The organism is Streptacidiphilus alkalitolerans (genome assembly GCF_042511045.1).
GTDB classification, from domain to species: Bacteria; Actinomycetota; Actinomycetes; order Streptomycetales; family Streptomycetaceae; genus Streptacidiphilus; species Streptacidiphilus alkalitolerans.
The window spans coordinates 133,667-157,924 of sequence record NZ_JBHEZX010000013.1 but is presented as its reverse complement, the minus strand read 5'-3'; the positions used below and the strand labels follow the sequence as shown (position 1 = coordinate 157,924).

The following is a 24,258-nucleotide window of genomic DNA, read 5'->3' as shown; positions in this document are numbered from 1 at the left end:
GCGCGGGAGGGCGGTGTGCTTACGCCGAATGGATGTCGCCGAGCTTCCAGCTGCGGTCGAAGTAGGGCTCCAGGGGGCCGTACAGGCGCAGGTAGGAGAACCAGGGGCGGCCGGGGACGGTTTGCACCCAGTTGGCCTCGCCTCCTGGCGGCGGAGTGGGGCCGAAGTGCAGGTCGACAGAGCCGTCCTGGTTGTGCAGCAGGTCGGTGTCGCGTGAGCCGCGGTCGCCGCGCTGCTGGGGGTTGTCGATCAGGCAGCGGGTGTCGGCGTCGTAGACGGTCACCGACCAGAACAGCTTGGCGGGCGGATCGGCCGGCACGTGGAGGGTGTAGGAGCGGCCGCCGTCCAGCCAGGCACCGGTGGCGTCGGTGTAGGTCCCCAGGTAGGCCTGCCCCAGGCCGCGGGTCTGGGAGCGCATGGCGGCGGAGAAGGTGACGGCCTCGAAGAACCACGCCGCGCGCTCCAGCAACTGGTCGTGGTGCTCGGCGCGCTGGTCGGAGCGCTCCAGCATGGTTGCCAGGTCCCACTGGCGGTCGGGCCACCAGCGCGAGCCCTCGAACCGCTTGGCGAAGCTGTTGGCCTGGGCCATCAGCCGCCCTGCCGCCGCCCCCTGCTCCAGGATGCGGGACAGGCGCTCGTCGGGGGCGAAGGGTTTGCCCTTCTCGATGCCCAGCTGGCGCAGCATCGCCAGGTAGAAGCGGTCGCGCTCGTCGACGATCTCGGACTGGTAGATCCGGTGCAGAGCCCGGAAGTAGTCCACCCCGCGCGGCTGATCCGCCGACCAGGGGCGGCCGTCCGGCGATACCAAGCGGGTGGGCGCGGTCTGCTCCCGACGGCCCGCCGGGTAGATCCGCACCTGGTCGACCAATGCCTGCGCGCGGGCAGGGTCGGGGTCCAAGGTGCGGAACCCGAAGAAGATGTTCATCCCGCTGGACTCCAGCACGTGGTCGGCCGTGACGCCGGGCGGGGCCGGGGTGTCGGGCGGCAGTACCAGGTAGGTGCCGCCTTTGCCCTGGTCGGGACCCATCTCGCCCATAGCGCCGACCTCGCGCTGCCAGAAGTCGCTGACGCCGCCGGCAGTCGGGCCGGGCGGCAGCTCGATCACCACCGGGCCGGTGGCGCCAAGTTTGATGAAGTTCATGATGTACGGCGTGGTGGCGTTGGCGGTGATGATGCCCAGCCGGTCCCGGTAACTGCGATAGACCACCAGGTCGAACGGGCCCGCCTGGAACTCCTCGGTGTGCACCTGCTGCCACTGGGCGAAGTCCACCATCGGCAGCGCCCACAGGTACACCTGGCACGCCAGCTGGTAGTCCAGCTCATCGAAGACAAGCGGCAGGTCCGCTCGCCGCGGCAGGCCGTCCTCGATAACTACATCGGCCAGTCGGCCGGGAATCAGCGCACCTTCGTCCATAGCAGCGACGGTAGGCGGCACCCACCGCTACCGCATCCGCACGATCCGACCGGCCGGGGGGACTGACCGAAATCTGCAGATCGATGGCTGGACAGAGAAGAGCAGACGCGGCTGAGCGCCCGCTGACAGGGGACTCCCTGACCAATCGCCGGGACAGCGCCTACAGGCGGCCCCGCGCGGTCCGGAGCCCCCGCCCCCACCCTTGCGCGCTGAACTGCGACCGGGCGGAGCCGAACCTAGTCCTTGGGCAGTTCGCCGCGGCGCAGCAAGGCGCGTCCGGCAGCCAGGGTGGCGTGGACCGCGGGCGCTGTGATCGGAATCGAGGATTCTCCCCGGCGGCGCACGATGCTGATGAAGGCGCCCTCAACGCGCCCGTCGACGATGGCTCCGTGCACGAGGAACGGCTTGAGTTCTTCGGGCTGCGCGGGGACGTGCAGGACGATCAGGCTGCCGCCGTTCACCGGCACGGCCTCGATATCCAAGAAGTCCGGCGGCGGGTACAGGTACTTTTCGATCGCGTCCTGGTACTGACGCAGCGTCCGGCCGTCCACCGGCACCGGACAGATACTGCTGATGATCTCCCCGCCCGGGACCTTCTTGCCGCGGATGCCGACGACCACGATGCCGCCGTTTTCGGCGTTGGCGAAGCGGGAGACAGCCTGCGCGATGGAGATTTTTCCGTGGGGTGTCTGGAGGTTGTAGTGGTCGGCCTTGACATCGAGCCAGGGGCCTTCCTCCTGGCCGATCAGTACGTGGGCGTTGCCTGAGCGCAGCAGGTCCAGGGTCGTTTCGCGGGACGGCTTGCCTGTGTCGTAGGCGACAAGAAGGGCCAACGCCCCTTCGCCCACGCGGAACATCTCGGCGGCGTCCCGGCCGCGAGTCGAGCACGCAAGGGTGATGTTCCAGATAGATGGATCGAAGGGGTCGAGCTCCACTCCAGCCAGTGTCGAACGGTTGCGTTGGAGGTAGGGCCGAAGGACGGACCCAAGAAGCTCGGCGATTCTCTCCTCCTCGACATCATGGTGATCGGTGCTGAAGCACAGGGTGACCAGCAGCTGTCCATGGGCATAGGAGAGTGCGACAGGTTCCGCGATGGAGAGGTCTTCATCAAGGCGGTCGTCGAGTGTGATGTTCACCGTGACGTCGTCGCCGTCCATGGCCCGCTTCAAGGCCGCTCTCAGATCAGTGGGGCGCATCCCGTCCAAGTCGTCGGCGTGGAGCAGGAAATTGTCTCCGTCGTAGCCTCGGCGCTCATCGCCGCCAGGCAGGACGAGCACGTGGTCCCTCCTGTCGAACGCGACAGACTTTGGCACGGCCACGTGGCTTCCCTTCCTGTAGTGCGCCCGGATACCACTATGGCCATTGCCTAAGACTGTCCTGCGACGATCCTGTTCGTCAGGTCGATCGTTGCGGTGTACCAGTAGAAGATCCAGTCCAGGTACAGGCCGGCGTCGTACTTGGTTTGCTGCTTGGCGTCCTGGTGGCGAATGCCGAACTGGTTGGCGATCTGGAACAGTGCGCCTTCGTCCTTGCTGAGCAGTTGGTCCTTGACCAGCGCTCGTCGGCGCTCCAGGATGCCGGCGAGCGCGATGACGGCTTGCCGCTTGTCCATCTGCGTTGCGCCGCGCGCCCTGAACTGCGCCAGGGCGTGTTGCAGCTCCGTCGCGTCGGCATCGTGGACGTTCGCGGCAGTGCGGACGGCCGCGACGAGGTCTTCGAGATGGTTAGGCGCGAGGGTTTCCAGGCGGCCGCTGCTGGCCAGGGTCAGCCCAAGCACGCTCTGGTCCAGGATCTGATTGACACGCCACCGGTAGGTCTGCAGGCCCCGGTCGGCGGAATATCCGCCTTCGTGGTGCCATCCGCATCCGGAGAATTCGTGGTAGCGGCGGCGAAGGGGCCGGCGCACTTGATCGGCTAGGAACTCGATGACATCGCACAGATCATCGAGGCTGTAGGCGCTGGCATGCCTGGACACCGGCCACAGTTGCTCCCGGCCGAGTAGGCGGTGCATCTCTGCCGCAGCATCCGAGCCAAGATCCCCATCGAACCCGCCGTCGACACACGCTTCCCCGAATGCCCAGGCGAAGTAGCCTGCGTCAGACAGCTTGCTGATCAACGATGCGAAGCTACGTGACGTGGCGTCCAAGTCGGTTAGCAGGGGCTTCTTCACCTGTCCGCGCCGCTCCGACCAGTACGGCAGTCGGGGCGCGGGGGTGGGCAGGCCGTCTACTGCCGCATGGAGGTCCTTGAGCCAATCGATCTGGGCGTCCGGAGACTCGTCCCACGTCCTCGTGAAGGCGCTCAGGCTTCCTGTGATGCCGGTAAATTCCTCCGCAGGCTCTTCGGAGGTGAATGCCTCCGTCAGGAAGAGCTCGCACTCGCTCGACCAGGTCGCACGCCGGGAGCTGGGTCCGGTGCTGGCTGAAATGAGGCGGTCGAGTTCGGCGCGGACGATCCACAGCGGCCAGGAAACCTCGAAGCTTTGGGAGTGGAAGCGGGAGTCAGACGTCACAAGGACAAGTCTGGCAGAGCCTCTAACCTGGGACACACGAGTTTCGGTGGCGTAGGTTCACGGGGGAATCCACCGGTAGGTCGCAATGGCCTGCGCCCCCAGGCTCGCTGATCCCTACAGGCAGGTTACGTTGTTCGCTGCGGCCCAGACCGCGATGACAGGGCTGAGCGTCGTAGACCAGCCGGACAAGCGGATCTCTCCGGCCGCGGTCAGGGCGTGGGCCTCCGGCAGTCCGTAGGCCTGGACGAGTTCGTCCGCCAGATGGGAAGCGGCCTGCACGAGTGGGGCTCCGGCGTCCGCCAAGTCGTCCAGGAGGGCGGTTGCAGAGGCTTGGGCGCACGCACACGAGAGCGTTCCTCGTGTCATGGGGCCGCCAGGGGCCGTAAGGGTGAGTGCGTACTGTGTCCGGTCCCGGGCAATGGGAAGTGAATTGGGATGGCTGGGCAGCTCGTCGACCAGTGAGGCCTTGAGTAGGGCAGTGCCAGCGGCACCCGCGCGGTCGCGGGCGTGCCGTGCAAGCAGGACCAGGGCGGAGAGCAGGCCGTGCGCCACTTCGTCGACCTGTACGGTCTGGATCTTGTCGTCGAATTCGGTGTGGCAGGACAGCGGCACCGCGGCTGCACCGGACCCGTCGCGGTGCAGCTGTGTGTAGACGCCCTTGCCGTGATAGTCGGGCTGCTCGGCGATCAGGCGCCGGGATCCGACGTGGACGGCGCCGAAGGGGGTGCCTTGAACTCCAAGGTAGGGCTGTGTCTGTAGTAGTTCATTGCGGTGCCGGGTGAAGGACTCCTGGTTGATCGTCATGTCGCCCGGGGACTCTGGGGTAATGACCAGCAAGAGGTTCGGGGCTACACGGCGTCGGACGGCCACGAGGAGGTTGCGTTCGACCTCGGCCAGGCGTTCCTCGCGGGCCCCGCCTTGGAGGAAGCGTTCGCGGTAGGCGGTGGCGACTGTCGCTTCGGACAGCCAGTCGGTCTTGCTGCCTGAGCGGCGCGGGTAGCGCAGGACGTGCTGGCTCGCCTTGGCTGGCGGCACGGTGATGGCGTGCGGTCCGTAGGGGCTGCGGGGGACCGTCAGGAGCATGAATCCGTGACCGGGGCTGGAGGGGTTCTCCTTGCGTAGGACTTCGTAGCGAACTGGTGGAGCTGTGTTGCTGGAGACGACCTGCTGCATGTGGCGCAGATGGCGGTCGTCCAGGTCGACGTCGCGCGCCTTGGAGGGGACGCCGGAGACCTCCGCCATGCCCAGGACCAGGACCCCACCGAGGTGGTTCGCCAGAGCGGTCACATCCTTGGCCAGCTCTTCTCGCCCCTTGTCGTCGAGAGCGTAGTGGGCGGTCTTGTAGTCCAGGTCTTCTGCCTCTGCTGCATCCTGATGGCCAATCAGATCCAGGATGTCCTGATAGGAGAGCGAGTTGAGGATGCCGCCGAAGAGGTCTTCGATCCTGCGTGAGCGATACAGCATCCCCACAGGCTAGTGTCCCCGTGCGCAACTCGCTCCGGCAGCGGAAGGCTTGCTGGCGCCAGCCCGAGCAGGCCGTCCCATCCCTCGGTACTCTCGGCGCGACGAAAAATACGACCAGGCATCCGGAATACCGATCCCTCCAGCGTGTCTATGGGTGAGAGACCGTCATCGCGCATCAGCGCGCTACCCGAGAGGTGACTAGGTGATCATTTCGCCCTCTATCACGTCATGCGCGACAGCCTGCCCGATCGCTCTGCTAGCGCTGTGCATCGGGCGGCGGCTACTCGCGTCCGTCGACAAGGTCCTTCTTCAACGCCATGCCGTGGCTATTGAGAGGGAACGGCGTGCGACCCTCACACAGGTGATTCAGGTGCTGAACTTCGGCGGCACCGCAGTTCACTTCGAGGGCGGGGCACTGCTGTGGGCCGTACGTACCCCGGCCCCGAGCAACAGCCCGGTCGGCCGTTCGGCATTGGAGCGTGTTGCGTGACAGAAGATCCGGCTCCCGACGCGCGATCGCAGGCGGCCTCGACCGATTTCGTCGACTTCGTGGTGAAGAGTACGGACCGCCTGTGGCCGTTGGCGCTACGGGAAGCTGGCAGCGACTTCCACACCGCTGAAGACATCCTGCAGGACACTTTCCTGCGGATGTTCCGGTTATGGGACCGCATTTCGCTCCGCGAGGGAAGCCTGCACACCTACGCGCGAAAGGCAGTACGCAGTGCGGTCGTCGACCTCTACCGGCGCAACGGGTGCGGCCGGGTGGAGCCGAGCGCTAGCCTGCCGGACGCTGTTGCTCGCACCACGTACGGCAGCATCCCCGGTGCGGAAGAACTGTCCGACCTCTCTGTGCTGGCACTGGAGGCTATTGAGCGTCTTCCTCCCCAGCAGCAGCGTGCGGTTACGCTGCTCTACTTGCACGAGATGCCGATCGCAGATGTCGCTGAGGCGATGGGCGTCAAGCCCGAGAGCGTCGGTCGCTACCTGCGCGCTGCGACGAAGACATTGGAGACGATGCTCGTATCTGCGGGGAAGGACGTGGCGCGATGATCACACGAGACCCGGGCACTTACGAAGAACGCCGCTTCGAAGCGCTGTGGAATCTCTACCTCTCGCTGGACGAGGTGGTCGCTTCAAGCATGTCGCCGGCCGATCGTTCCGGTCGCAAATTGCCGCGGGGACTGCATCCCGAGAGCTCTCCGCACGATGGAGCCGAAGGGCCACTTGCGCTGCTGGAATCTGTGCGGTGGCGACGTAGCGCCACAATTGAACTGCGCCGACTCCTGTGCATGCACGTAGAAGCCCCTGACGATGCGCCTCGAAACCGGCGGATCGCCGAAATTTTCGAGCTTCTCGACCTCGACGACGTCGCCCTCCACTGGTGGTCCCGAGCCGCGCTACTCGGCGATCGCGACGCGGCTGACTACCTAGAAGTACTGCGTCAGGATCAGGACACCCCGGAGGACGACCACGTTTGCTACTCAGTGGGCGACGACGTAAGCCCTTCTGACTCATTTGTCATCGTTCCTGACCGCCTGGCAGGAGTCGAGGACTTCGCAGCCACCTTTATCCCTCCGACGGCAACTTCCCGGGATAGGCGCTCCAGTAGCGCCGCAATGAGACTGCTCGAAGGCTGCAGGAAGGCGTACGACACCCGTGAGGCGGACGGTCCGGCGAATAGGGGGGCGTCTGCGGAGGAGACGGAGAGGTGACCGCTAAGGGCTGTCCCGTCATTGATCTTCAGGCGTGGCGGCTTGTGCTGCGGGTTGGAGTGCCGTCCGCTTACGCAACCTGGTTGAGGTTGTGAAGACGGGTGATGCTGAGCATGGCATGGTGGACGCCGTCACCCTTGAGGCGGCAGTCGCGAAGGATTCTCCAGGTCTTCATGCGGGCGAAGACGTGCTCGACGCGGGCTCGGACCTGCTTGTGGGAGCGGTGTGCTCCTTCTTCCAGTCGCACAGCTCGCCGTCGGCGGGGCGTCGGTGCGGGATCAGCAGGCTGGTTCCCAGGTAGCCGCCGTCGGCGATCGTCGTCGTCTGCCCGACGGCGGCCTTCGCCCCGGACTCGGCCCGCGCTTTGCAGTCGTTGCGATTGCCGGGCAGCGGCCGCCCGACTGCGGCGACCAGGCGCGATGGTCGCGTTTCATGATCCTCTGGACCACGTTGGCCAGCTTCGCTTGAGGGCCCGGCGGGCCTCGGACGAGGTCTTGCCCTCGGCGATCTTGCGGCGTGATCCTGCGTAGCGACAGCCGCGACATAGGCAAGACTGAGCTGTTCCTGTTTTGGGCGGCGCCGTGCCTCCTGTCGCCGGTCGGCGCCGACGAGAATTCGGGGTCGACACGGAGTTGCAGATGCCGTAGGTCGGACGGCCCGGGGCGTGCGACGATGCCGGTATGAACCGACTCGCCTCCGCGACGTCGCCCTACCTGCTCCAGCACGCTTCCAATCCGGTGGATTGGTGGCCATGGGGACAGGAGGCGATGACAGAAGCCAAGCGGCGGGACGTGCCCATTCTCTTGAGTGTGGGCTATGCGTCCTGCCACTTATGCTTCTGATAATTTACTGGTGCCATGTGATGGCGCACGAGAGTTTTGAGGACGCCGAACTGGCCGGGTACCTCAATGAGCGGTTCGTGCCGGTGAAGGTGGACCGGGAGGAGCGGCCGGACATTGACGCCGTGTACATGGAGGCGGTGCAGGCGGCCACCGGGCAGGGCGGGTGGCCGATGACGGTGTTTCTGACGCCCGGTGGGGAGCCGTTCTACTTCGGGACGTACTTTCCGCCCGCGCCCCGGCACGGGCTGCCCTCGTTCCGGCAGGTGCTGGAGGGGGTGCATGCCGCCTGGACGGACCGGCGGGACGAGGTCTCCCAGGTGTCGGCGCAGATCGCCGCGGACCTGGCGGCGCGTGGGGACGTCTACGGCGCGACCGGTCAGCGGCCTCCGGACCGGGCGGTGCTGGACCAGGCCGTCCAGGAGCTCGGACGGACCTACGACGAGGAGCGCGGCGGGTTCGGCGGGGCGCCGAAGTTCCCGCCGTCGATGACGCTGGAGTTCCTGCTGCGGCACCATGCCGCCACCGGCTCGGCCGACGCGCTGCGGATGGCTGAGGAGAGCTGCGCGGCGATGGCCCGCGGCGGGATCTACGACCAGCTGGGCGGCGGCTTCGCCCGCTACGCCGTGGACGCGGAGTGGGTGGTGCCGCACTTCGAGAAGATGCTCTACGACAACGCGCTGCTGCTCCGGGTGTATCTGCACCTCTGGCGGGCCACCGGTTCGGCGCTGGCGCGGCGGGTCGCGCTGGAGACCGCGGACTTCCTGCTCGCCGAACTCCGCACCCCCGAAGGCGGGTTCGCCTCCGCGCTGGACGCCGACAGCCCCGGCCCTGACGGGCACAACCACGAGGGTGTCTTCTACGCCTGGACGCCCGCGCAACTGGCCGAGGTGCTGGGGGCCGAGGACGGCGGCCGGGCCGCGGCGCTGTTCGCGGTGACCGAGCGGGGGACGTTCGAGCAGGGCATGTCGGTCCTGCAACTGCCGCAGGACCCTGCCGACGCGGAGTGGTTCGCCGGTGTCCGGGCCGCGCTGCTGGCGGCACGGGCGGAACGGCCGCGCCCGGCCAGGGACGACAAGGTCGTCGCGGCTTGGAACGGCCTCGCCATCGCCGCGCTCGCCGAGACCGGGGCGCTGCTGGACCGGCCCGAGTACGTCGAGGCCGCAGTCGCCGCCGCCGAGCTGCTGGTCTCGGTCCATCTCACCCCGGAGGGACGGCTGTTGCGCACCTCACGGGACGGACGGGCGGGCGCCAACGCGGGCGTGCTGGAGGACTACGCCGACACGGCGGAAGGTTTCCTCGCGCTCTACTCCGTTACCGGGCAGGTGAGTTGGCTGACCAGGAGTGGGGTGCTGCTCGACACGGTGCTTGAGCAGTTCGCTGATGGTGCATCAGGAGCCTTGTACGACACGGCAGCTGACGCGGAGAAGCTGATCCGGCGACCGCAGGATCCGACCGACAACGCCACACCCTCCGGGTGGACGGCCGCGGCCGGGGCGCTGTTGGGCTACGCCGCGCTGACCGGGTCGGCGAAGCACCGCTCGGCCGCGGAGGGGGCGTTGGGCGTTGTCACGGCGCTGGGCCCGCGCGCCCCTCGGTTCATCGGCTGGGGTCTCGCCGTCGCCGAGGCGCTGGTCGACGGCCCGCGCGAGATCGCCGTGGTCGGCCCGACGGCCGCGACGGCCGCGACCGCCGACGCCCGAGCCGATGCCGATGCCGCTGCCGCTGCCGACGCCACGGCCGCGTTGTGGCGGGTGGCGTTGCTGGGCACCGCCCCGGGCGCGGTGGTCGCCGTGGGGGAGCCGGACACTCCCGGGGTCCCGCTGCTCGCCGACCGTCCGCTGCGGGAGGGCCGGCCCACGGCCTATGTCTGCCGTCACTTCAGCTGTGACGCCCCGGTCACCGATCCGGCGGAGCTGGCCGCGAAAGTCGGGTAGCGGGGGCTGGCGCGGGGTGCCGTGCGTGTAGGAACATCAGCCATGGCCTGGGAGATCACGCACGACGCCGAGCTGTTCCACGCCGCCGCGGGTGACTACCTGGCGGCGGACCCGCTGCGCAGCACCGTCCTCATCAGCGTGGCCGACCGGGCTCGGCGGGAGGGCCCGTTCGCGTTCGGCGGCGAGCTGCCGGCCCGCTTCGGCTGGTGGCGGGCCGAGGCCGGCGGTCCGGTTCTGGGCGCGTATGTGCACACCCCGCCGAACCGGCCCAACCTCGGGCCGATGCCGACCGTGGCGGCCCGGGCGCTGGCACTGAAGTGGCGCAGCAGCGGCATCGAGATCGACGGTGTGGCGGGCGGCACCGACGCGGCGCGCAGCCTGGCCCTGGAGTGGACGGCCAGGCAGGGCCGCTGGTCGGTGTTCCGCAAGCAGCGGCTGTACCGGCTGGACGAACTGCTGCTGCCGCCGATGGACGACGAGGCCGAGCCCAGGCTGGCGACCGTGCGCGATGTGCTGCTGGTCGCGCGCTGGTTCGCGGAGTTCGCGGTCGACATCGGGGAGGAGCGCCGGGACTTCACCACGGCGGTGGGCCGCCGGGTGAGGGCGGGGCAGCTGGCGCTGTGGCAGGTCGCGGGGGAGCCGGTGGCCATGGCCGGGTTCACCGCGGTGGTGCTGGGGCAGGGTCGGGTCTCGCCGGTCTACACCCCGCCGGAGCTGCGCGGACGCGGCTACGCGGCGGGGGCGACGGCCGCGGCGAGCGCGGCGCTGATGACCGCGGGGGCGAAGGAGGTGCTGCTGTTCACCGACCTGGCGAACCCCACCAGCAACGCCCTCTACCAGCGGCTCGGCTACCGTCCGGTGGACGACTGGGTGACCCTGGACTTCCGCCCCTAGCGCCCGCCCCGGCCGCCGTTACCGCCGTTACTGCTGGAAGGCTGCTGTCACCGCGTCCAGCGCGCGTTCCACCACGTCGGCGATGTCCTCCGCGCCGTCGGTGCTGGCCCAGTGGTCCACGGCCTCGCCGCACGCGGCGAGGACGGCGGCGACGGTGGCGCGCAGCGCGAGCAGGTCCACCTGCCCGGCCCCCCTGCCCCGCTTGCAGCCCTTGCCCTGTTCGCCCTGCTCGCCCCGCTCGCCCTCGCGTTCGGCCAGGACGCCGACCATGAGGTCGCGGGTGCGCATCATCTCGCCGGCGCTGCGGTCGCGGATCGCCTGGTTGGTGCGCAGCATCCGGGTCCGGAACATCATCTCCTCGCGTTCGGCGGCCATCACCGTGCGCAGCGCCGGGATCAGGGTCTGCCGGATGGATTCCAGCAGCGGTTCGCCGGGCGGCCGGCTCCGGAGCCCCGACACCATCAGCGGGTCGTAGTCGTCCGTGATGATCAGGTCTTCCTTGGTGGGGAAGTACCGGAAGAAGGTGCTCGGGGAGACGTCGGCCGCGGCGGCGATCTGGTCCACCGTGGTGCTGTCGTAGCCCTGTTCACGGAAGAGGCGGAAGGCCTCCGCGCGGATCCCGCGGCGGGTCTTCAGCTTCTTGCGTTCCCGCAGCCCCAGCGGGGCCGCGAGCAGGTCCTCTATGTCGACCGCACCCGCCGGGGCCGGGGCAGGGGCCGTAACCGGGGCCGGGGCGGGGGTCATTCCGGTACTCATGCCTCTGATTGTGCGTGATCACCCGCGGGCTTGGCGACGACGTCGACGGCGCCATCGCCGCCCGCCGCGGCGCGTCCGGGCATCCGCAGGGCCACCAGCAGTGCGGACAGCAGCGCCGCGATGCCGCAGACCAGCAGCACCGTGCCCATGCCCTGCAGGAAGGCGCTGTGCGCGGACGCGGCCAGCGCGGTGTTGTGGGTGGCGTCGGCGATCGCCTGGGCGGCGGAGACCGAGCCGCGCGCGGCGTGGGCGGCCGAGGCGGGCAGGCTGCCGGTGTCGAGGTGGTCGGTGTAGACGCCCGCCAGCAGGCTGCCGAGCAGGGCGACGCCGATGGCGCTGGCGGACTGACGGAGCGTCTGCAGCAGCCCCGAGCCGACCCCGGCCCGGTCCTCGGGCAGCGCGGCCATCGCCGCGCCCATCGCCGGGACCATGGTGAGGCCCATGCCGAGGCCGAGTACGGCGAGCCAGAGCGCGGTCCAGCCGTAGCCGTCGGCGACACCGGTGCTGCTGCCGAGGAACAGGGCCGCGGCGAGCAGCAGCAGTCCGCCGGTGACCACCCAGCGGACGGAGACCTTGGCGACCAGCTTCTCGGACAGCCGCGCGGCCACCAGCAGCCCGCCCATCAGCGGCATCATCCGGACGCCGGTACCGAGGGCGTCGTTGCCGAGCACCGACTGCAGGTACTGCGGCAGCACAAACAGCGCGCCCATCAGCACAAAGGTGACCAGCACCGTGGCCAGGGTGTTCCAGCGGTAGCCCCGGTCGGCGAGCAGGGTGAGGTCGAGCATGGGGTGCGGCTGGGAGCGCTCGCGCAGCACTAGGCCGGTCAGCAGTACGACCGCGCCGACCAGGGTGCCGATGACGGTGAGGCTGCCCCAGCCGTCGGTGGGGCCCTGGATGATGCCGAAGGTGAGCGCGCCGAGGCCGGTCACGCCGAGCAGCGCGCTGGGCAGGTCCACCCGCGGGACGGCCGGGTTGCGGGACTCGGGGACCAGCAGCACCAGGGCGAGGATGCCGACGGCGATCAGCGGGATGTTGATCAGGAAGATCGAGCCCCACCAGAAGTGGTTCAGCAGCGCGCCGCCGATGATCGGGCCGAGCGGCATGCCCAGGGCCATGCCCGAGGTCATCACGGCGACGGCGCGGGCGCGCTCGTTCGGCGGGAACAGGCTGGGGATGATGGCCATGCCCAGCGGCATGATCAGCGCCCCGCCGAGGCCCATCAGGGCCCGGACGGCGATCAGGGTGTCGGCGGAGTCGGCGAAGGTGCCGACCAGTGAGGCGGCGCCGAACAGCAGCAGGCCGCCGATCAGCATCTTCCGCCGCCCGAAGCGGTCGCCGAGCAGCCCGGCCGGCAGCATCGCGGCGGCGAAGACCACCAGGTAGGCGTCCACGATCCACTGCAGCTGGCCGGTGTCGGCATGCAGCTGCACGGCCAGGTCGGGGAGGGCGACGTTGAGGATGGTGCCGTCGAAGCCGAGTACCAGCACGCTGAGGCAGATGGCCCCGAGCGCCCACCAGCGACGGGGCACCGGGGCGACCGGCTCGATCGGGGTGGTGAGGTGCGCAGCAGTGGGTGCGCTCATGGCAGACTCCGTCTTCTGAGTGATTCTGTCTTATGACAGTAACTCTCAAAAGACGGTAGCCGTCAACACGCGACCGTCGCAGACCCTAGGCGACGACCGTGTAGGCGATCAGGGAGACGCCCACGTACTGGACCGTGAAGGCCGCCAGCGTGCAGAGGTGGAACACCTCGTGGAAGCCGAACCAGCGGGGTGAGGGGTTGGGCCGCTTGATGCCGTAGATGACGCCGCCGGCGCTGTAGAGCAGTCCGCCGATCACCAGCAGCACCACCACGGCGATGCCGCCGGTGCGCAGGAAGTCGGGCAGGAAGAACACCGCCGCCCAGCCCAGGGCGAGGTAGCAGGGGGTGTAGAGCCAGCGCGGCGCGCCGACCCAGAAGACCCGGAAGGCGATGCCGGCCAGCGCGCCGATCCAGACCAGCCAGAGCAGCAGCTGCTGCCGTCCGCCGTGCAGCAGCAGGATGGTGAAGGGGGTGTAGCTCCCGGCGATGATCAGGAAGATGTTGCTGTGGTCCAGCCGCCGCAGGATCGCCTCGCCGCGCGGGCCCCAGGTGAAGCGGTGGTACAGCGCGCTGATGCCGAAAAGCATCCAGGCCGAGGCGGAGTAGACGGCGCAGGCGATCCGCGCCCGTTCCGAGCCGGCCAGGCAGATCAGCACGATCCCGGCGGCGATGGACGCGGGGAACATCCCGGCGTGCAGCCAGCCGCGCAGTTTGGGCTTGACGGGCTCGAGGAAGGAGCTCACGGCGTCGGTCATGGGCCCACCATACCTACGGAACCGTAGGTTACTCATTAGTAGAGGGCTGTCCGAAGGTGTGAATCATCACTCGCACCCTGCGCGTATGCCGCTGATGTCGGCATTCGTCACCCGGGGGGAGCGCTCTCCTGTGGGCTGGGTCACTTTCGCCGCTCGGGGGCGGTATGTCGCTTTAGGAATATCGGCGTTACGCTGCCAAGACCCTCAATCACGCCACCGGATCAAGGACGATTCGGTGCGAAACGGAGCGATCGTGTCGTACGAGAACTCTGCCCTGTCCACCTCCGCGCCCACGCAGCACAAACGGTTGCTCGCCTGGGTCCAGGAGATCGCAGAGCTCACCCAGCCCGACCGTATCGAGTGGTGCGACGGCTCTGAAGCCGAGTACCAGCGCCTTTGTGAACTCCTGGTCGACAAGGGAACGTTCACCCGGCTGAATCCCGAGAAGCGACCCAACTCCTACTACGCGGCATCCGACCCGAGCGACGTCGCCCGGGTCGAGGACCGCACCTTCATCTGCTCCGAGCGCGAGCAGGACGCCGGACCCACCAACCACTGGAAGGCCCCCGCGGAGATGCGGGCGGTCTTCGGTGAACTGTTCGAGGGTTCGATGCGTGGACGGACGATGTATGTCGTCCCGTTCAGCATGGGGCCGGTCGGATCCCCTCTCGCCGCGTGCGGCGTCGAGATCACGGACTCCGCCTATGTCGCCGTCTCCATGCGGGTGATGACCCGGATGGGACAGGCGGTGCTGGACTTCCTCGGTGAGGACGGCGACTTCGTCAAGGCTGTGCACAGCCTGGGCGCGCCGCTCGCCGAAGGACAGCAGGACGTCTCCTGGCCCTGCAACAGCACCAAGTACATCTCGCACTTCCCGGAGACCCGCGAGATTTGGTCGTACGGCTCCGGCTACGGCGGCAACGCGCTGCTCGGCAAGAAGTGCTACGCCCTGCGGATCGCCTCGACCATGGCCCGGGACGAGGGCTGGCTGGCCGAGCACATGCTGATCCTCAAGCTCACCCCGCCGACCCGCGGCGGCGGGACGGCCGAGCCCGTCTACGTCACCGCGGCCTTCCCGAGCGCCTGCGGCAAGACCAACCTGGCGATGCTCCAGCCCACGATCCCGGGCTGGAAGGTGGAGACCATCGGCGACGACATCGCCTGGATGCGCTTCGCCGCCGACGGCCGGCTGCACGCCATCAACCCCGAGTTCGGCTTCTTCGGCGTCGCCCCGGGCACCGGTGCGGACACCAACGCGAATGCCGTCGACTCGATGTGGGGCAACACGGTCTTCACCAATGTCGCGCTGACCGACGACGGCGACGTGTGGTGGGAGGGCCTCACCGAGGAGCCCCCGGCGCACCTCACCGACTGGCGCGGCAACAGCTGGACGCCGGAGTCCGGGACCCCGGCCGCGCACCCCAACGCGCGGTTCACCGTCCCCGCCTCGCAGTGCCCGATCATCGCCCCGGAGTGGGAGGACCCGGCCGGGGTGCCGATCTCGGCGATCCTCTTCGGCGGACGCCGCGCCAGCGCGGTCCCGCTGGTCACCGAGTCCTTCGACTGGCAGCACGGCGTCTTCCTGGGCGCCAACGTCGCCAGCGAGAAGACCGCGGCGGCCGAGGGCACGGTCGGCGAGCTGCGCCGGGACCCCTTCGCCATGCTGCCGTTCTGCGGCTACAACATGGGCGACTACTTCGCCCACTGGGTGAAGCTGGGCCAGCAGGCGGACGCCGCCAAGCTGCCGAAGATCTACTACGTGAACTGGTTCCGCAAGAACGCCGACGGAAAGTTCGTCTGGCCGGGCTTCGGCGAGAACAGCCGCGTGCTCAAGTGGATCGTCGAGCGGCTGCAGGGCGGCGCGGACGGGGTGGAGACCCCCATCGGCGTGCTGCCGACCCGCGCGGCGCTGGACCTGGACGGCCTCGACATCGGCGAGGCCGACCTGGATCTGCTGCTCAGCGTGGACCCGGAGATCTGGCGGCAGGAGGCCGCCCTGATCCCCGAGCACCTGGAGCTGTTCGGCGAGCACACGCCGAAGGAGCTGTGGGAGGAGTACGACAAGCTGGTGGCCCGGCTCGGCTGAGCGAGCCGAGCAGTCGGACGGACGGTCGGGCGGTCGGGCGGTCAGCCGGTCGCTCGGCCGGCGGCCTGGAGCGCCGCCGCGTGGGCATCCATGCGGCGGCACGCCAGCATCGCGGTCGCGGTGTCCTGCCGGGCCGCCGCGACCACCAGCAGCCGTCCGGCCAGGGCGTGGGCGTGCTCGTGCAGTTCCTCCGCCGGCTTTGCCTGGTCGTGGGCCGCCTCGGAGCGGATCACCGCGGCGGTCGGGGACAGTGCGCTGATCCTGGCCGCGATCTGCTCCAGCGCGGCGTCGAGCTCGGCCTGCCGGGCGGGCTCGGCGGTGGCCCGGCGGACCGCCGCGGTGGCCGCGTGCAGCGCCGCGAGATGGCCGGTGAGCTGGGCGCCGACGGTGTTCGCGGCCGTGCCGGACCCGGGCGGCTGCTGGTTCTGGGCATGCAGGCTGCTGTTGTGGGCGCGCACCGGTGCGTGCCGGTGCGCCGGGACGGTCTTGGGCTGCTCGTACATGGGGCGCCCTCGGGGCAGGCGGAAAGGGTTGTGGGACGCCATCCTAACTTAGATCGAGTCTAAACTGGATGGTGTCCCACGTTTTGGTGACGCTGGGTTATGGATGTCGGGTCAGGGCTGCTTGTAGCCGTCCAGGAAGGTGCCGATCCGGGTGACCGCGTCGGTGAGCTCCTCCGCCCGGGGCAGGGTCACCAGGCGGAAGTGGTCCGGATCCGGCCAGTTGAAGCCGGTGCCCTGGACCACGAAGATGTGCTGCTGCTTCAGCAGGTCCAGCACCAGCTGGGCGTCGTCCTTGATCTTGTGGACCTTGGGGTCGAGCCGGGGGAAGGCGTAGAGCGCGCCCTTGGGCTTGACGCAGGAGACGCCGGGGATGTCGTTGAGCAGCTTCCAGGCCGCGTCGCGCTGCTCCAGCAGTCGCCCGCCGGGCAGGATCAGGTCCTTGATCGACTGCCGGCCGCCGAGCGCGGCGGCGATGGCGTGCTGGGCCGGCATATTGGCGCAGAGCCGCATGTTGGCCAGGATGCTCAGGCCCTCGATGTAGCTGCGGGCGTGCTCCTTGGGGCCGGAGATGGTCATCCAGCCGGAGCGGAACCCGGCCACCCGGTAGGCCTTGGACAGGCCGTTGAAGGTGAGGCAGAGCAGGTCGGGGGCGAACAGCGCGGTGGGGGTGTGCGTGGCGTCGTCGTAGAGGATCTTGTCGTAGATCTCGTCCGAGTAGACGATCAGGTTGTGCCGGCGGGCGATGTCGGTGAGGCCGCGCAGCAGTTCGTCGTCGTAGACCGCGCCGGTCGGGTTGTTGGGGTTGATCACCACGATGCCGCGGGTGCGGTCGGTGACCTTGGCCTCGATGTCGGCCAGGTCCGGGTACCAGTCCGCCTGCTCGTCGCAGCGGTAGTGGACGGCGGTGCCGCCGGCCAGGCTCACCGAGGCGGTCCACAGCGGGTAGTCGGGGGCCGGGACCAGCACCTCGTCGCCGTCGTCCAGCAGCGCCTGCATCGACATCTGGATCAGCTCGGAGACGCCGTTGCCGATGTAGACGTCGTCGACCGTCAGCTCCTCGAAGCCGCGGTCCTCGTAGTGCATCACCACGGCGCGGCGGGCCGCCAGCAGGCCCTTGGAGTCGCCGTAGCCGTGTGCGGTGGAGAGGTTGCGCAGGATGTCCTGCAGGATCTCCGGGGGTGCCTCGAAGCCGAAGGGTGCCGGGTTCCCGGTGTTCAGCTTGAGGATCCGATGGCCCTGCTCCTCGAGCCGCATGGCCTCGTCGAGGATCGGTCCGCGGATGTCGTAGCAGACATTGGCGAGCTTGCTGGACTGGATTACCTGCATGGATCCGTACCCTACGGGGCGGCGTCGCCCCGCGCGCTGTGATTTTCGTCGTCTGTCAGGTCGAGTCGCCGCAGGGCCAGCTCGGCCCGTCCGCCGCCGCGCCAGCTGCGGATCTGTTCGACGGCCGGTTCGAGCAGATAGGCCAGGATCAGTCGGCCGCTCTCCACCCACCACTCCCTGGCCCGGTCCACCGCGGCGCTGGGCAGCACCGCGAACACGGCGGCCAGGCCGGGGATCCAGCCGAGCAGCAGGCACCAGAGCACGCCGAAGGCCGCGCCGAGCGCCGGGTAGCCGAAGTAGGCCAGCGGGCCGCCGTCCACGGTCCTGGCCACCGCGATGCCGCGGAAGGCGCCGGCCAGCAGGCCGCCCAGCATCAGCGCACCCCAGCCGACCAGGAACCGGTGCAGCCGGCCCGAACTGGGGTAGGTGCGGCGGTGCCGGGCCAGGATCCGAACCACCGTCAGCACCATCAGCAGCGCGGCGAAGTCCTCGCAGCCCAGCGCGGCCCAGCTCTCGTCGGCGAAGCGGGCGAAGCGCAGCCCGGGCAGCAGGAAGGGCACCCCGAGGGAGCTGGGTATCAGCAGGTAGCCGTGGTGCGAGGTGGCCCAGAACAACAGCGGGTCTAGTCCGAACAGCAGTACCATCAACAGCGTCACCAGGCCGCCGGCGAAGGCGACCCTACGGCCCGTCAGGGTCGCCGTGAGCGCCCGTCTCAGTGCGCGCACCAGGGCGCCGCGAATGCGGGCAGGCTGAAGCTGGATCATGGCCATGGGCGGACTCTAGCCCGGTGGCCGGGTGTCTGGACAGCGAATCCCAGGGAATCCCGAGGAACGGGGATTCCGGTACAGAATCAGGACATGGAAAGCCTGGGATGTAGGGTTCCCGCGATCTAGGATCTCCCAGATCAGCACGATGGGGGCGGGGCATGCGGGGCGTGGGGATAGCGGTGCGGCTGCGGCGATGGCTGGTGAACCTGGTGGTTCTGGCCTGTGCGGTGGGGCTGCTGGCGGCCATGGGCCCCAAGGGTTCGGTGGTCGGTAGCGGCCCGGGGCCGTGGCATGAACGATTCATCACGGACGCCCAGGGCCGCGCACTGATCCTGTACGGACTGAACACCTCGAGCAGTGCCAAGAACTCGGCCGACGGAATGCCGTGGATCACCAAGCCCGGGGTCGCCCAGGAATACAACACTCTGGGTACCGATTTCGTCCGCTATCTGATCCAGTGGCGCCAGGTCGAGCCCTCGCCGGGGGTCTTCGACCAGCACTACCTGGCCGAGGTCGCCCAGCGGGTGGCCTGGTACCAGGCCAAGGGCTACCAGGTGCTGCTGGACATGCACCAGGACGTCTACGGCCCGGCCGTCGACGGCAACGGGGCGCCCGCCTGGGCCACCGACTCCGGCGGGCAGCCGGTCAAGCCGCAGAGCCCCTGGGAGCTGACCTACACCCAGCCCGGCGTGGTGCACGCCTTCGACGAGTTCTGGGGCACCCGCCCGGACCACCCCGAGTACCAGCAGCAGTACGTCGCCGCCTGGGAGCAGGTGGCCAAGTACTTCGCCGGCAATACCGCCGTCATCGGCTACGACCTGATGAACGAGCCCTGGGGCGGCTCGGTGCAGGGCCCGGCCTTCGAGTCGGGGCCGCTGGCCGCCTTCTACCAGCGCACCATCGACGGCATCAGGACCGTGGACAGCAGCCACTGGCTGTTCGTCGAGCCGGAGGCGGTCTCCGCCAACTGGGCCATGCCCAGCGCGCTGCCCCGGCTGACCGACCCGCGCAGTGGCGAGGCCAGGATCGGCTACGCGCCGCACCTCTACCCCCAGCCGATCGACAGCGGCAGCACCTACAGCGGCACCAGCGCCTTTCTGACGGACCGTTCGATAGCCTCCTGGACCATCCAGGTGGAGCGCACCGCCCAGCGCCTGGACGCCCCGGTGCTGCTCGGCGAGTGGGGCCTGGACGCGACCGAGCCGAGCGCGCACCTCTACGTCGACAAGGTCCAGTCGGTGCTGGACCAGATGATGATCGGCGAGGCGTACTGGTCCAGCGACCCCGGGCCCTGGTCGCCGTGGACCAAGCCGGGCCAGCCGGCCCCGATCGCCTCGGTGCTGCAGACCGCCTATCCGCGCGCCATCGCCGGTGAACCGGTGTCGTTCTCCTACGACAAGCCCACCCTCCAGCTCACCGTGAGCTGGACCGACAAGCCCGGGGTCACCGGCAGCACCGACGTCTACCTGCCGCCCTCGGACTTCCCGAACGGCGGTCAGATCGACCTCAACGGCGTCGGCAGCCCGCTGACCCACTGGAACCCGAAGACCCACATCCTGTCGGTGACCGTCCCCAAGCAGGCCGGCCTGGTGCACACCCTGGTGGTCACCCCGGCCAACTAGATCGGCCAACTGACCCCAGTTGGAGACCTTCTGACGGAGCGTCCGGGGGTGGCGCCGGTGCGGCGGTGGTCGTCGACCACCGGGACGCCGTCCACCAGCACGTAGGGGATGCCGGTCGGCGGGGTGCGGGGCTGCTCGTAGCTGGCTCCGGCGGCGACCGTGTCCGGGTCGAGCAGCACCAGGTCGGCCCGGTAGCCGCTGCGGACCAGGCCCCGGTCCGGCAGCCGCAGCCGCCGGGCCGGCCGGGCACTGAGGTGCTGGACGCACTCGGCGAGGCCGAGCACGCCCTGCTCGCGGACGTAGTGCCCCAGGTAGCGGGGGAAGGTGCCCCAGGCCCGGGGGTGCGGGCGGTCGCCGACCAGCAGCCCGTCGCTGCCCCCGGTGTGCGCCGGGTGGCGCATGATCGTACGGACGTTCTGCTCGTCGCCGACGTGCTGCAGGATGGTGGTCCCCAGGCTGTCCTCGCGCAGCAGGGCGACATAGGCGGCGAAGGGCTCGACCCGGTCCCGGCGCGCCAGTTGACTGACCGTCAGGCCGACCGCGGGGCGCAGCGCCGGATTGCGCACCCCGCTGATCTGCACGGTGTCCCAGTCGGCCACCACCCCGTGGCAGCCGTCGGAGCCCTGCTGCTCCAGTGCGGTGCGGATCGCGGCCCGCGCGGCCGGGTCGGCCAGCCGGGCCAGGGTCCGCTCGGGGCCGCCCGCGGTGGCCCAGCCGGGCAGCAGCGCGGCCAGGGTGGTGGAGCCGGGGAGGTAGGGGTAGGTGTCCAGGGTCAGGTCCACCCCGTCGGCCAGCGCCGCGTCCAGCAGCGCCGTCAGCTCATCGGCACGGCCGGCGTTGACCTGGAAGTTCATGGTGGCGTGGGCCAGGTGCAGGGCGCAGCCCGAGCGGCGGGCGACCTCGATCATCTCGGCGTAGGCGTCCAGCGCGTGGGCGCCGTAGGAGCGGTGGTGCGGCGAGAAGTAGCCGTCGTGGGCCGCGACGGTGCGGCAGAGCGAGACCAGTTCCCCGGTGTCGGCGTACATCCCGGGGGAGTAGCTGAGCCCGGCGGAGAGTCCGACCGCCCCCTGCTCCAGGGCGAGTGCCAGCTGACGGTTCATCAGCGCGGTCTCCGCGGCGGTGGCCCTGCGGTCCTCCCAGCCCAGGACCAGGGCGCGCAGGGTGCCGTGCGGGACCAGGTAGGCGGCGTTGACGGCCAGGCCCCGGCCCTGCGGGCCCGCGTCCAGCCGGTCCAGGTACTCGCCGACGCCGCGCCAGGACCAGTCGAGACCGGGCGGCTCGCCGTTCCAGCCGGCCAGTTGCCGGCGCAGCCCGGGCAGGGTGCTGTCGTCGACCGGGGCGTAGGACAGGCCGTCCTGGCCCAGCACCTCCAGGGTCACCCCCTGGGCGGCCTTGGCCTCGTGGCCGGGGTCGGTCAGCAGGGCCAGGTCGGAGTGGGCGTGCATGTCGATGAAGCCGGGGGTCAGCGCGAGGCCGTCGGCCTCGATGGCACGGGCGGCGGCGGGGCGGGGGCCGGGGTCGCCCTCGCGGTGGATCTCCCGGATCAGGCCGTCCCCGATCAGCGCGTCGGCGCGGTAGGGCGTGCCGCCGGAGCCGTCGACCACCAGGGCGCCGCGGACCACCAGGCCGCCGGCCGGACCCTCGTCCGAGACCTCGGCCGGCATCAGAAGAAGGTGCGGATGTAGTCGCTGACCGTGCCGTCCGCCTCGACCTCGGGGATGAGCTGCCACTTCTCGAAGACGGTGCAGGGGTGGGACAGGCCCAGCGCGACCCAGTCGCCGACCTCCAGCGCGGCGCCCGGCCCGACCGCCATGAACGTGTGCTGGTCGGAGAGCTTGCTGACGGACAGTCCGGCCGCCGGGCGGACCTCGCCGGTGGCCGGGTCGCGGACCAGGGTGGGCACCGGCAGGCCCAGGTCGTAGGAGAGGTCGCGCTTCCCGGCGTTCAGCAGCGCGAGGCCCGGCTCCGGGCGGGACACCACCTGGGCCCAGAGCCGCAGCGCCGGGCGCAGCGTCTCGGCGGGGGCGTGCAGCGGGGTGATCGCGGCGTAGTGGACATGGTCGTGGGTGACGTACGCGCCGCTGCGCAGCAGCCGCAGCACCGGCCGGGAGAGCCGCAGCGCGTCGGCGGTCAGCGCCTCGGCGACCAGGTCGAAGTGCTCGCTGCCGCCGGCGCTGACGACGATCTCGTCCGCCTGCCGGAAGTGGCCCGCCGCGTCGATCAGGCGGGCCAGCTCGACCAGGTCGGCCAGCCAGGCCCGGATCGGGGCCCGGTCGTCGGCGCCGGGGTCGATGGTGCCCTCGTAGCCGGCCGCGCCCACCAGGCGCAGCCTGCCGCTGGCCGCCACCCGTGCGGCCAGCTCCAGCGCGGCCTGCACGCCCCGGACGCCGGTCCTGGCGCCCTCCGCGCCCAGCTCGACCACCACGTCCACCGGACGGGTGCCGGGGACCTGCTCCATCAGTTCCACCCCGCGCACCGAGTCGACGTAGCAGACGAAGCGGAACCCGGGGTCGGCGTCCAGTTCGGCGGCGAGCCAGGCCAGCGCGGCGGCGTCCACCAGCTCATTGGCGAGGAAGATCCGCTGCAGGCCGAAGGCCCGGTACATCCGCAGGTGCGAGGGGACGGCGGCGGTGATCCCCCAGGCGCCCAGGGCCAGCTGCCGCTGGTAGAGCTGCGGGGCCAGCGGCGTCTTGCCGTGCGGGGCGAAGGCCAGGTCGTGGGCGGCGGTCCAGCGGGCCATCAGCTCCAGGTTGTGCCGCAGCGCGTCGGCGTCCAGGGTGAGCAGGGGAGTGGTGAACCCGTCGCGGAACAGGTTCGCCCGCTCCGCCGTCAGCTCGGCCACGGTCAGGCCGGCCGAGCGGGGCGGCAGGCCCTTGAATCGCCAGTCGACAGGGGTGCTGCCGAGGTCCTTGAGGGCGGCGAGGTCCATGGGGCTCCTGGTATTGCGTGTGTTGCAACGGTCATTGCATATCCTGCCGCACAGGGGTTGACCCGTACAGCCCCACGATCTTGAGGAGCAGCACCATGAGCAAGTCCGTCGTCCGCACCGACCAGGCCCCGACCCCGATCGCCAGTTTCTCCCAGGGTGTCGCCAAGGGCGGCCTGCTGCAGGTCGCCGGCCAGGTCGGATTCGACCCGGCGACCAGCGTCCCGGTCGGCCCCGGGCTGCGCGAGCAGATCGACCAGACCCTGCGCAACGTCGAGTCCGTGCTGGTCGCGGGCGGGTCCGGCTGGGCCGACGTGATCATGGTGCGGGTCTACCTCACCGACACCGCGCACTTCGCCGAGCTCAACGCCGCCTACGACGAGTGGTTCGCCAAGGCGCTGCCCGAGGGCGGCTACCCGGCCCGCACCACGGTCTACGTCGGCCTCCCGGCCGGCCTGCTGGTCGAGATCGACGCCCTGGCCGTCACCGGCTGAGAGTAGTTTGGCTCCGATGCCGTCGAAGGGGAGTCGACATGCTCGGGACCTATGCGTTCGTGGTGGTGCTGGGAGGCGGCGCCGGGGCCGCGGTGCACCAGCGGGTACGGCGCGAGGCCGGTCTCCACACGGAGTCGCTGCCCTCGCCGCTCCGGGTCCTGCTGCTCTCCGTCGCCGCGCTCGGCGCCACCGCCGCCGCCTGCGGCTACCACTGGCACGTGCTGGCGCTGCTCTGGGCCGCCGCCTTCGCGGTCCCGTTGTCGCTGGTCGACGTCGCCGAGCACCGGCTGCCGCGCCGGCTCACCTACCCCTCGGCGGCCGGAGCGCTGCTGCTGCTCGCGGTCGCATGGTTCGCCGGTGACCGCACCGGGTCCGCGCTGAACGCCCTGTACGGGGCGCTGGCGCTCTGGGCGGTGTTCTGGGTGATGGCGCTGCTGCTCCCGTTCGGCCGGGGCGACGCCGCCCTGGGGCTCACGGTCGGCGCCGTCCTCGGCTGGTACGGCTTCCGCACCCTCTTCGAGGGCTGCGTGCTCGGCTTCCTGCTCGCCGGGCTCTACGGAATGGGAAAGCTCGTCGCGCGCCGAGCCGGGCGTCGCGACGAGCTCCCCTTCGGTCCGTTCCTGCTGCTGGGCACGCTCCTCGCGGTCGCGCTCAGCTCCTAGCCCT

The 24,258-nt window shown here is 69.9% G+C and carries 19 protein-coding genes and 2 pseudogenes; 8 read left to right on the top strand and 13 right to left on the bottom strand.

Annotated features, from left to right (window positions below; translation table 11 throughout):
* Positions 1-19: 19 nt before the first annotated feature.
* The 4 genes from ACEZDG_RS26700 to ACEZDG_RS26685 all read right to left on the bottom strand — a co-directional run bounded on the left by ACEZDG_RS26700 (position 20) and on the right by ACEZDG_RS26685 (position 5,390).
* A complete protein-coding gene (locus tag ACEZDG_RS26700) occupies positions 20-1,414 on the bottom strand; it encodes a DUF1254 domain-containing protein (protein ID WP_380513950.1) in 1,395 nt (464 codons plus the stop codon).
* A 236-nt stretch (positions 1,415-1,650) separates the two neighbouring features.
* Positions 1,651-2,691: an ATP-binding protein gene (locus ACEZDG_RS26695; protein ID WP_380513948.1), complete on the bottom strand. Its 1,041-nt coding sequence runs from the start codon at positions 2,689-2,691 to the stop codon at positions 1,651-1,653.
* Between the two features lie 89 nt (positions 2,692-2,780).
* Entirely contained in the window at positions 2,781-3,926 is a 1,146-nt protein-coding gene (locus tag ACEZDG_RS26690; RefSeq protein ID WP_380513946.1) for a hypothetical protein, read from the bottom strand.
* Between the two features lie 114 nt (positions 3,927-4,040).
* Positions 4,041-5,390: an AlbA family DNA-binding domain-containing protein gene (locus tag ACEZDG_RS26685; protein ID WP_380513944.1), complete on the bottom strand. Its 1,350-nt coding sequence runs from the start codon at positions 5,388-5,390 to the stop codon at positions 4,041-4,043.
* Positions 5,391-5,876: 486 nt separating this feature from the next.
* Here ACEZDG_RS26685 and ACEZDG_RS26680 point away from each other — a divergent pair, with 486 nt between their 5' ends.
* Together ACEZDG_RS26680 and ACEZDG_RS26675 are read left to right on the top strand one after the other, a co-directional pair.
* Entirely contained in the window at positions 5,877-6,440 is a 564-nt protein-coding gene (locus tag ACEZDG_RS26680; protein WP_380513942.1) for an RNA polymerase sigma factor, read from the top strand.
* Between the two features lie 239 nt (positions 6,441-6,679).
* A complete protein-coding gene (locus ACEZDG_RS26675; protein ID WP_380513940.1) occupies positions 6,680-7,102 on the top strand; it encodes a hypothetical protein in 423 nt (140 codons plus the stop codon).
* Between the two features lie 70 nt (positions 7,103-7,172).
* On the opposite strand, the pseudogene ACEZDG_RS26670 reads toward ACEZDG_RS26675, so the two are convergent.
* Positions 7,173-7,522, bottom strand: a pseudogene (locus tag ACEZDG_RS26670) (transposase); the annotation flags it as partial.
* A gap of 260 nt (positions 7,523-7,782) precedes the next feature.
* Here ACEZDG_RS26670 and ACEZDG_RS26665 point away from each other — a divergent pair.
* Together ACEZDG_RS26665 and ACEZDG_RS26660 are read left to right on the top strand one after the other, a co-directional pair.
* Positions 7,783-9,878, top strand: a pseudogene (locus ACEZDG_RS26665) (thioredoxin domain-containing protein).
* A gap of 42 nt (positions 9,879-9,920) precedes the next feature.
* Entirely contained in the window at positions 9,921-10,772 is an 852-nt protein-coding gene (locus tag ACEZDG_RS26660) for a GNAT family N-acetyltransferase (protein WP_380513938.1), read from the top strand.
* Between the two features lie 27 nt (positions 10,773-10,799).
* Here the strand turns inward: ACEZDG_RS26660 and ACEZDG_RS26655 are convergent, their stop codons facing one another.
* From ACEZDG_RS26655 to trhA, 3 genes are all read right to left on the bottom strand, one after another.
* Complete coding sequence (locus tag ACEZDG_RS26655) at positions 10,800-11,528, bottom strand: TetR family transcriptional regulator (RefSeq protein WP_380513936.1); 729 nt, start codon at positions 11,526-11,528, stop codon at positions 10,800-10,802.
* Complete coding sequence (locus ACEZDG_RS26650; RefSeq protein WP_380513934.1) at positions 11,525-13,114, bottom strand: MFS transporter; 1,590 nt, start codon at positions 13,112-13,114, stop codon at positions 11,525-11,527. The genes ACEZDG_RS26655 and ACEZDG_RS26650 overlap by 4 nt, the downstream gene beginning before the upstream one ends.
* Before the next feature lie 85 nt (positions 13,115-13,199).
* On the bottom strand, positions 13,200-13,868 hold the full coding sequence (gene trhA, locus ACEZDG_RS26645; protein ID WP_380513932.1) for a PAQR family membrane homeostasis protein TrhA: 669 nt from the start codon (positions 13,866-13,868) through the stop codon (positions 13,200-13,202).
* Positions 13,869-14,121: 253 nt separating this feature from the next.
* Between trhA and ACEZDG_RS26640 the strand changes: the two genes are divergently transcribed.
* Positions 14,122-15,954 carry a phosphoenolpyruvate carboxykinase (GTP) gene (locus tag ACEZDG_RS26640; protein ID WP_380513930.1) on the top strand — a complete coding sequence of 611 codons (1,833 nt, stop codon included), beginning with the start codon at positions 14,122-14,124 and terminating at the stop codon, positions 15,952-15,954.
* A 41-nt stretch (positions 15,955-15,995) separates the two neighbouring features.
* On the opposite strand, the gene ACEZDG_RS26635 is transcribed toward ACEZDG_RS26640, so the two are convergent.
* The 3 genes from ACEZDG_RS26635 to ACEZDG_RS26625 form a co-directional block, all read right to left on the bottom strand.
* A complete protein-coding gene (locus tag ACEZDG_RS26635; protein WP_380513928.1) occupies positions 15,996-16,457 on the bottom strand; it encodes an SCO4983 family protein in 462 nt (153 codons plus the stop codon).
* Positions 16,458-16,568: 111 nt separating this feature from the next.
* On the bottom strand, positions 16,569-17,783 hold the full coding sequence (locus tag ACEZDG_RS26630) for a pyridoxal phosphate-dependent aminotransferase (protein WP_380513926.1): 1,215 nt from the start codon (positions 17,781-17,783) through the stop codon (positions 16,569-16,571).
* A gap of 11 nt (positions 17,784-17,794) precedes the next feature.
* Positions 17,795-18,553 (bottom strand): hypothetical protein, encoded by a 759-nt coding sequence (locus tag ACEZDG_RS26625; RefSeq protein ID WP_380513924.1) that lies wholly within the window; start codon positions 18,551-18,553, stop codon positions 17,795-17,797.
* A gap of 155 nt (positions 18,554-18,708) precedes the next feature.
* Between ACEZDG_RS26625 and ACEZDG_RS26620 the strand changes: the two genes are divergently transcribed.
* Entirely contained in the window at positions 18,709-20,172 is a 1,464-nt protein-coding gene (locus ACEZDG_RS26620; RefSeq protein ID WP_380513922.1) for a cellulase family glycosylhydrolase, read from the top strand.
* Here the strand turns inward: ACEZDG_RS26620 and ACEZDG_RS26615 are convergent.
* Positions 20,169-21,836 carry an N-acyl-D-amino-acid deacylase family protein gene (locus ACEZDG_RS26615; protein WP_380513920.1) on the bottom strand — a complete coding sequence of 556 codons (1,668 nt, stop codon included), beginning with the start codon at positions 21,834-21,836 and terminating at the stop codon, positions 20,169-20,171. The two genes, ACEZDG_RS26620 and ACEZDG_RS26615, sit on opposite strands and share 4 nt — an antisense overlap.
* Positions 21,836-23,101, bottom strand: coding sequence for an alanine racemase (locus tag ACEZDG_RS26610; RefSeq protein ID WP_380513918.1), 1,266 nt, complete (start codon positions 23,099-23,101; stop codon positions 21,836-21,838). The genes ACEZDG_RS26615 and ACEZDG_RS26610 overlap by 1 nt, the downstream gene beginning before the upstream one ends.
* A 95-nt stretch (positions 23,102-23,196) precedes the next feature.
* Here ACEZDG_RS26610 and ACEZDG_RS26605 point away from each other — a divergent pair, with 95 nt between their 5' ends.
* Positions 23,197-23,592, top strand: coding sequence for a RidA family protein (locus ACEZDG_RS26605; protein WP_380513916.1), 396 nt, complete (start codon positions 23,197-23,199; stop codon positions 23,590-23,592).
* Between the two features lie 38 nt (positions 23,593-23,630).
* Complete coding sequence (locus ACEZDG_RS26600) at positions 23,631-24,254, top strand: prepilin peptidase (protein WP_380513914.1); 624 nt, start codon at positions 23,631-23,633, stop codon at positions 24,252-24,254.
* Positions 24,255-24,258 lie beyond the last annotated feature (4 nt).

Coding starts and splice junctions, on each gene's coding strand:
- ACEZDG_RS26635 (WP_380513928.1), bottom strand. CDS start 16,457: ATGTACGAGCAGCCCAAGACCGTCCCGGCGCACCGGCACGCACCGGTG.
- ACEZDG_RS26625 (WP_380513924.1), bottom strand. CDS start 18,553: ATGGCCATGATCCAGCTTCAGCCTGCCCGCATTCGCGGCGCCCTGGTG.
- ACEZDG_RS26630 (WP_380513926.1), bottom strand. CDS start 17,783: ATGCAGGTAATCCAGTCCAGCAAGCTCGCCAATGTCTGCTACGACATC.
- ACEZDG_RS26610 (WP_380513918.1), bottom strand. CDS start 23,101: ATGGACCTCGCCGCCCTCAAGGACCTCGGCAGCACCCCTGTCGACTGG.
- ACEZDG_RS26615 (WP_380513920.1), bottom strand. CDS start 21,836: ATGCCGGCCGAGGTCTCGGACGAGGGTCCGGCCGGCGGCCTGGTGGTC.
- ACEZDG_RS26620 (WP_380513922.1), top strand. CDS start 18,709: ATGCGGGGCGTGGGGATAGCGGTGCGGCTGCGGCGATGGCTGGTGAAC.
- ACEZDG_RS26605 (WP_380513916.1), top strand. CDS start 23,197: ATGAGCAAGTCCGTCGTCCGCACCGACCAGGCCCCGACCCCGATCGCC.
- trhA (WP_380513932.1), bottom strand. CDS start 13,868: ATGACCGACGCCGTGAGCTCCTTCCTCGAGCCCGTCAAGCCCAAACTG.
- ACEZDG_RS26650 (WP_380513934.1), bottom strand. CDS start 13,114: ATGAGCGCACCCACTGCTGCGCACCTCACCACCCCGATCGAGCCGGTC.
- ACEZDG_RS26675 (WP_380513940.1), top strand. CDS start 6,680: ATGCACGTAGAAGCCCCTGACGATGCGCCTCGAAACCGGCGGATCGCC.
- ACEZDG_RS26660 (WP_380513938.1), top strand. CDS start 9,921: ATGGCCTGGGAGATCACGCACGACGCCGAGCTGTTCCACGCCGCCGCG.
- ACEZDG_RS26685 (WP_380513944.1), bottom strand. CDS start 5,390: ATGCTGTATCGCTCACGCAGGATCGAAGACCTCTTCGGCGGCATCCTC.
- ACEZDG_RS26655 (WP_380513936.1), bottom strand. CDS start 11,528: ATGAGTACCGGAATGACCCCCGCCCCGGCCCCGGTTACGGCCCCTGCC.
- ACEZDG_RS26700 (WP_380513950.1), bottom strand. CDS start 1,414: ATGGACGAAGGTGCGCTGATTCCCGGCCGACTGGCCGATGTAGTTATC.
- ACEZDG_RS26600 (WP_380513914.1), top strand. CDS start 23,631: ATGCTCGGGACCTATGCGTTCGTGGTGGTGCTGGGAGGCGGCGCCGGG.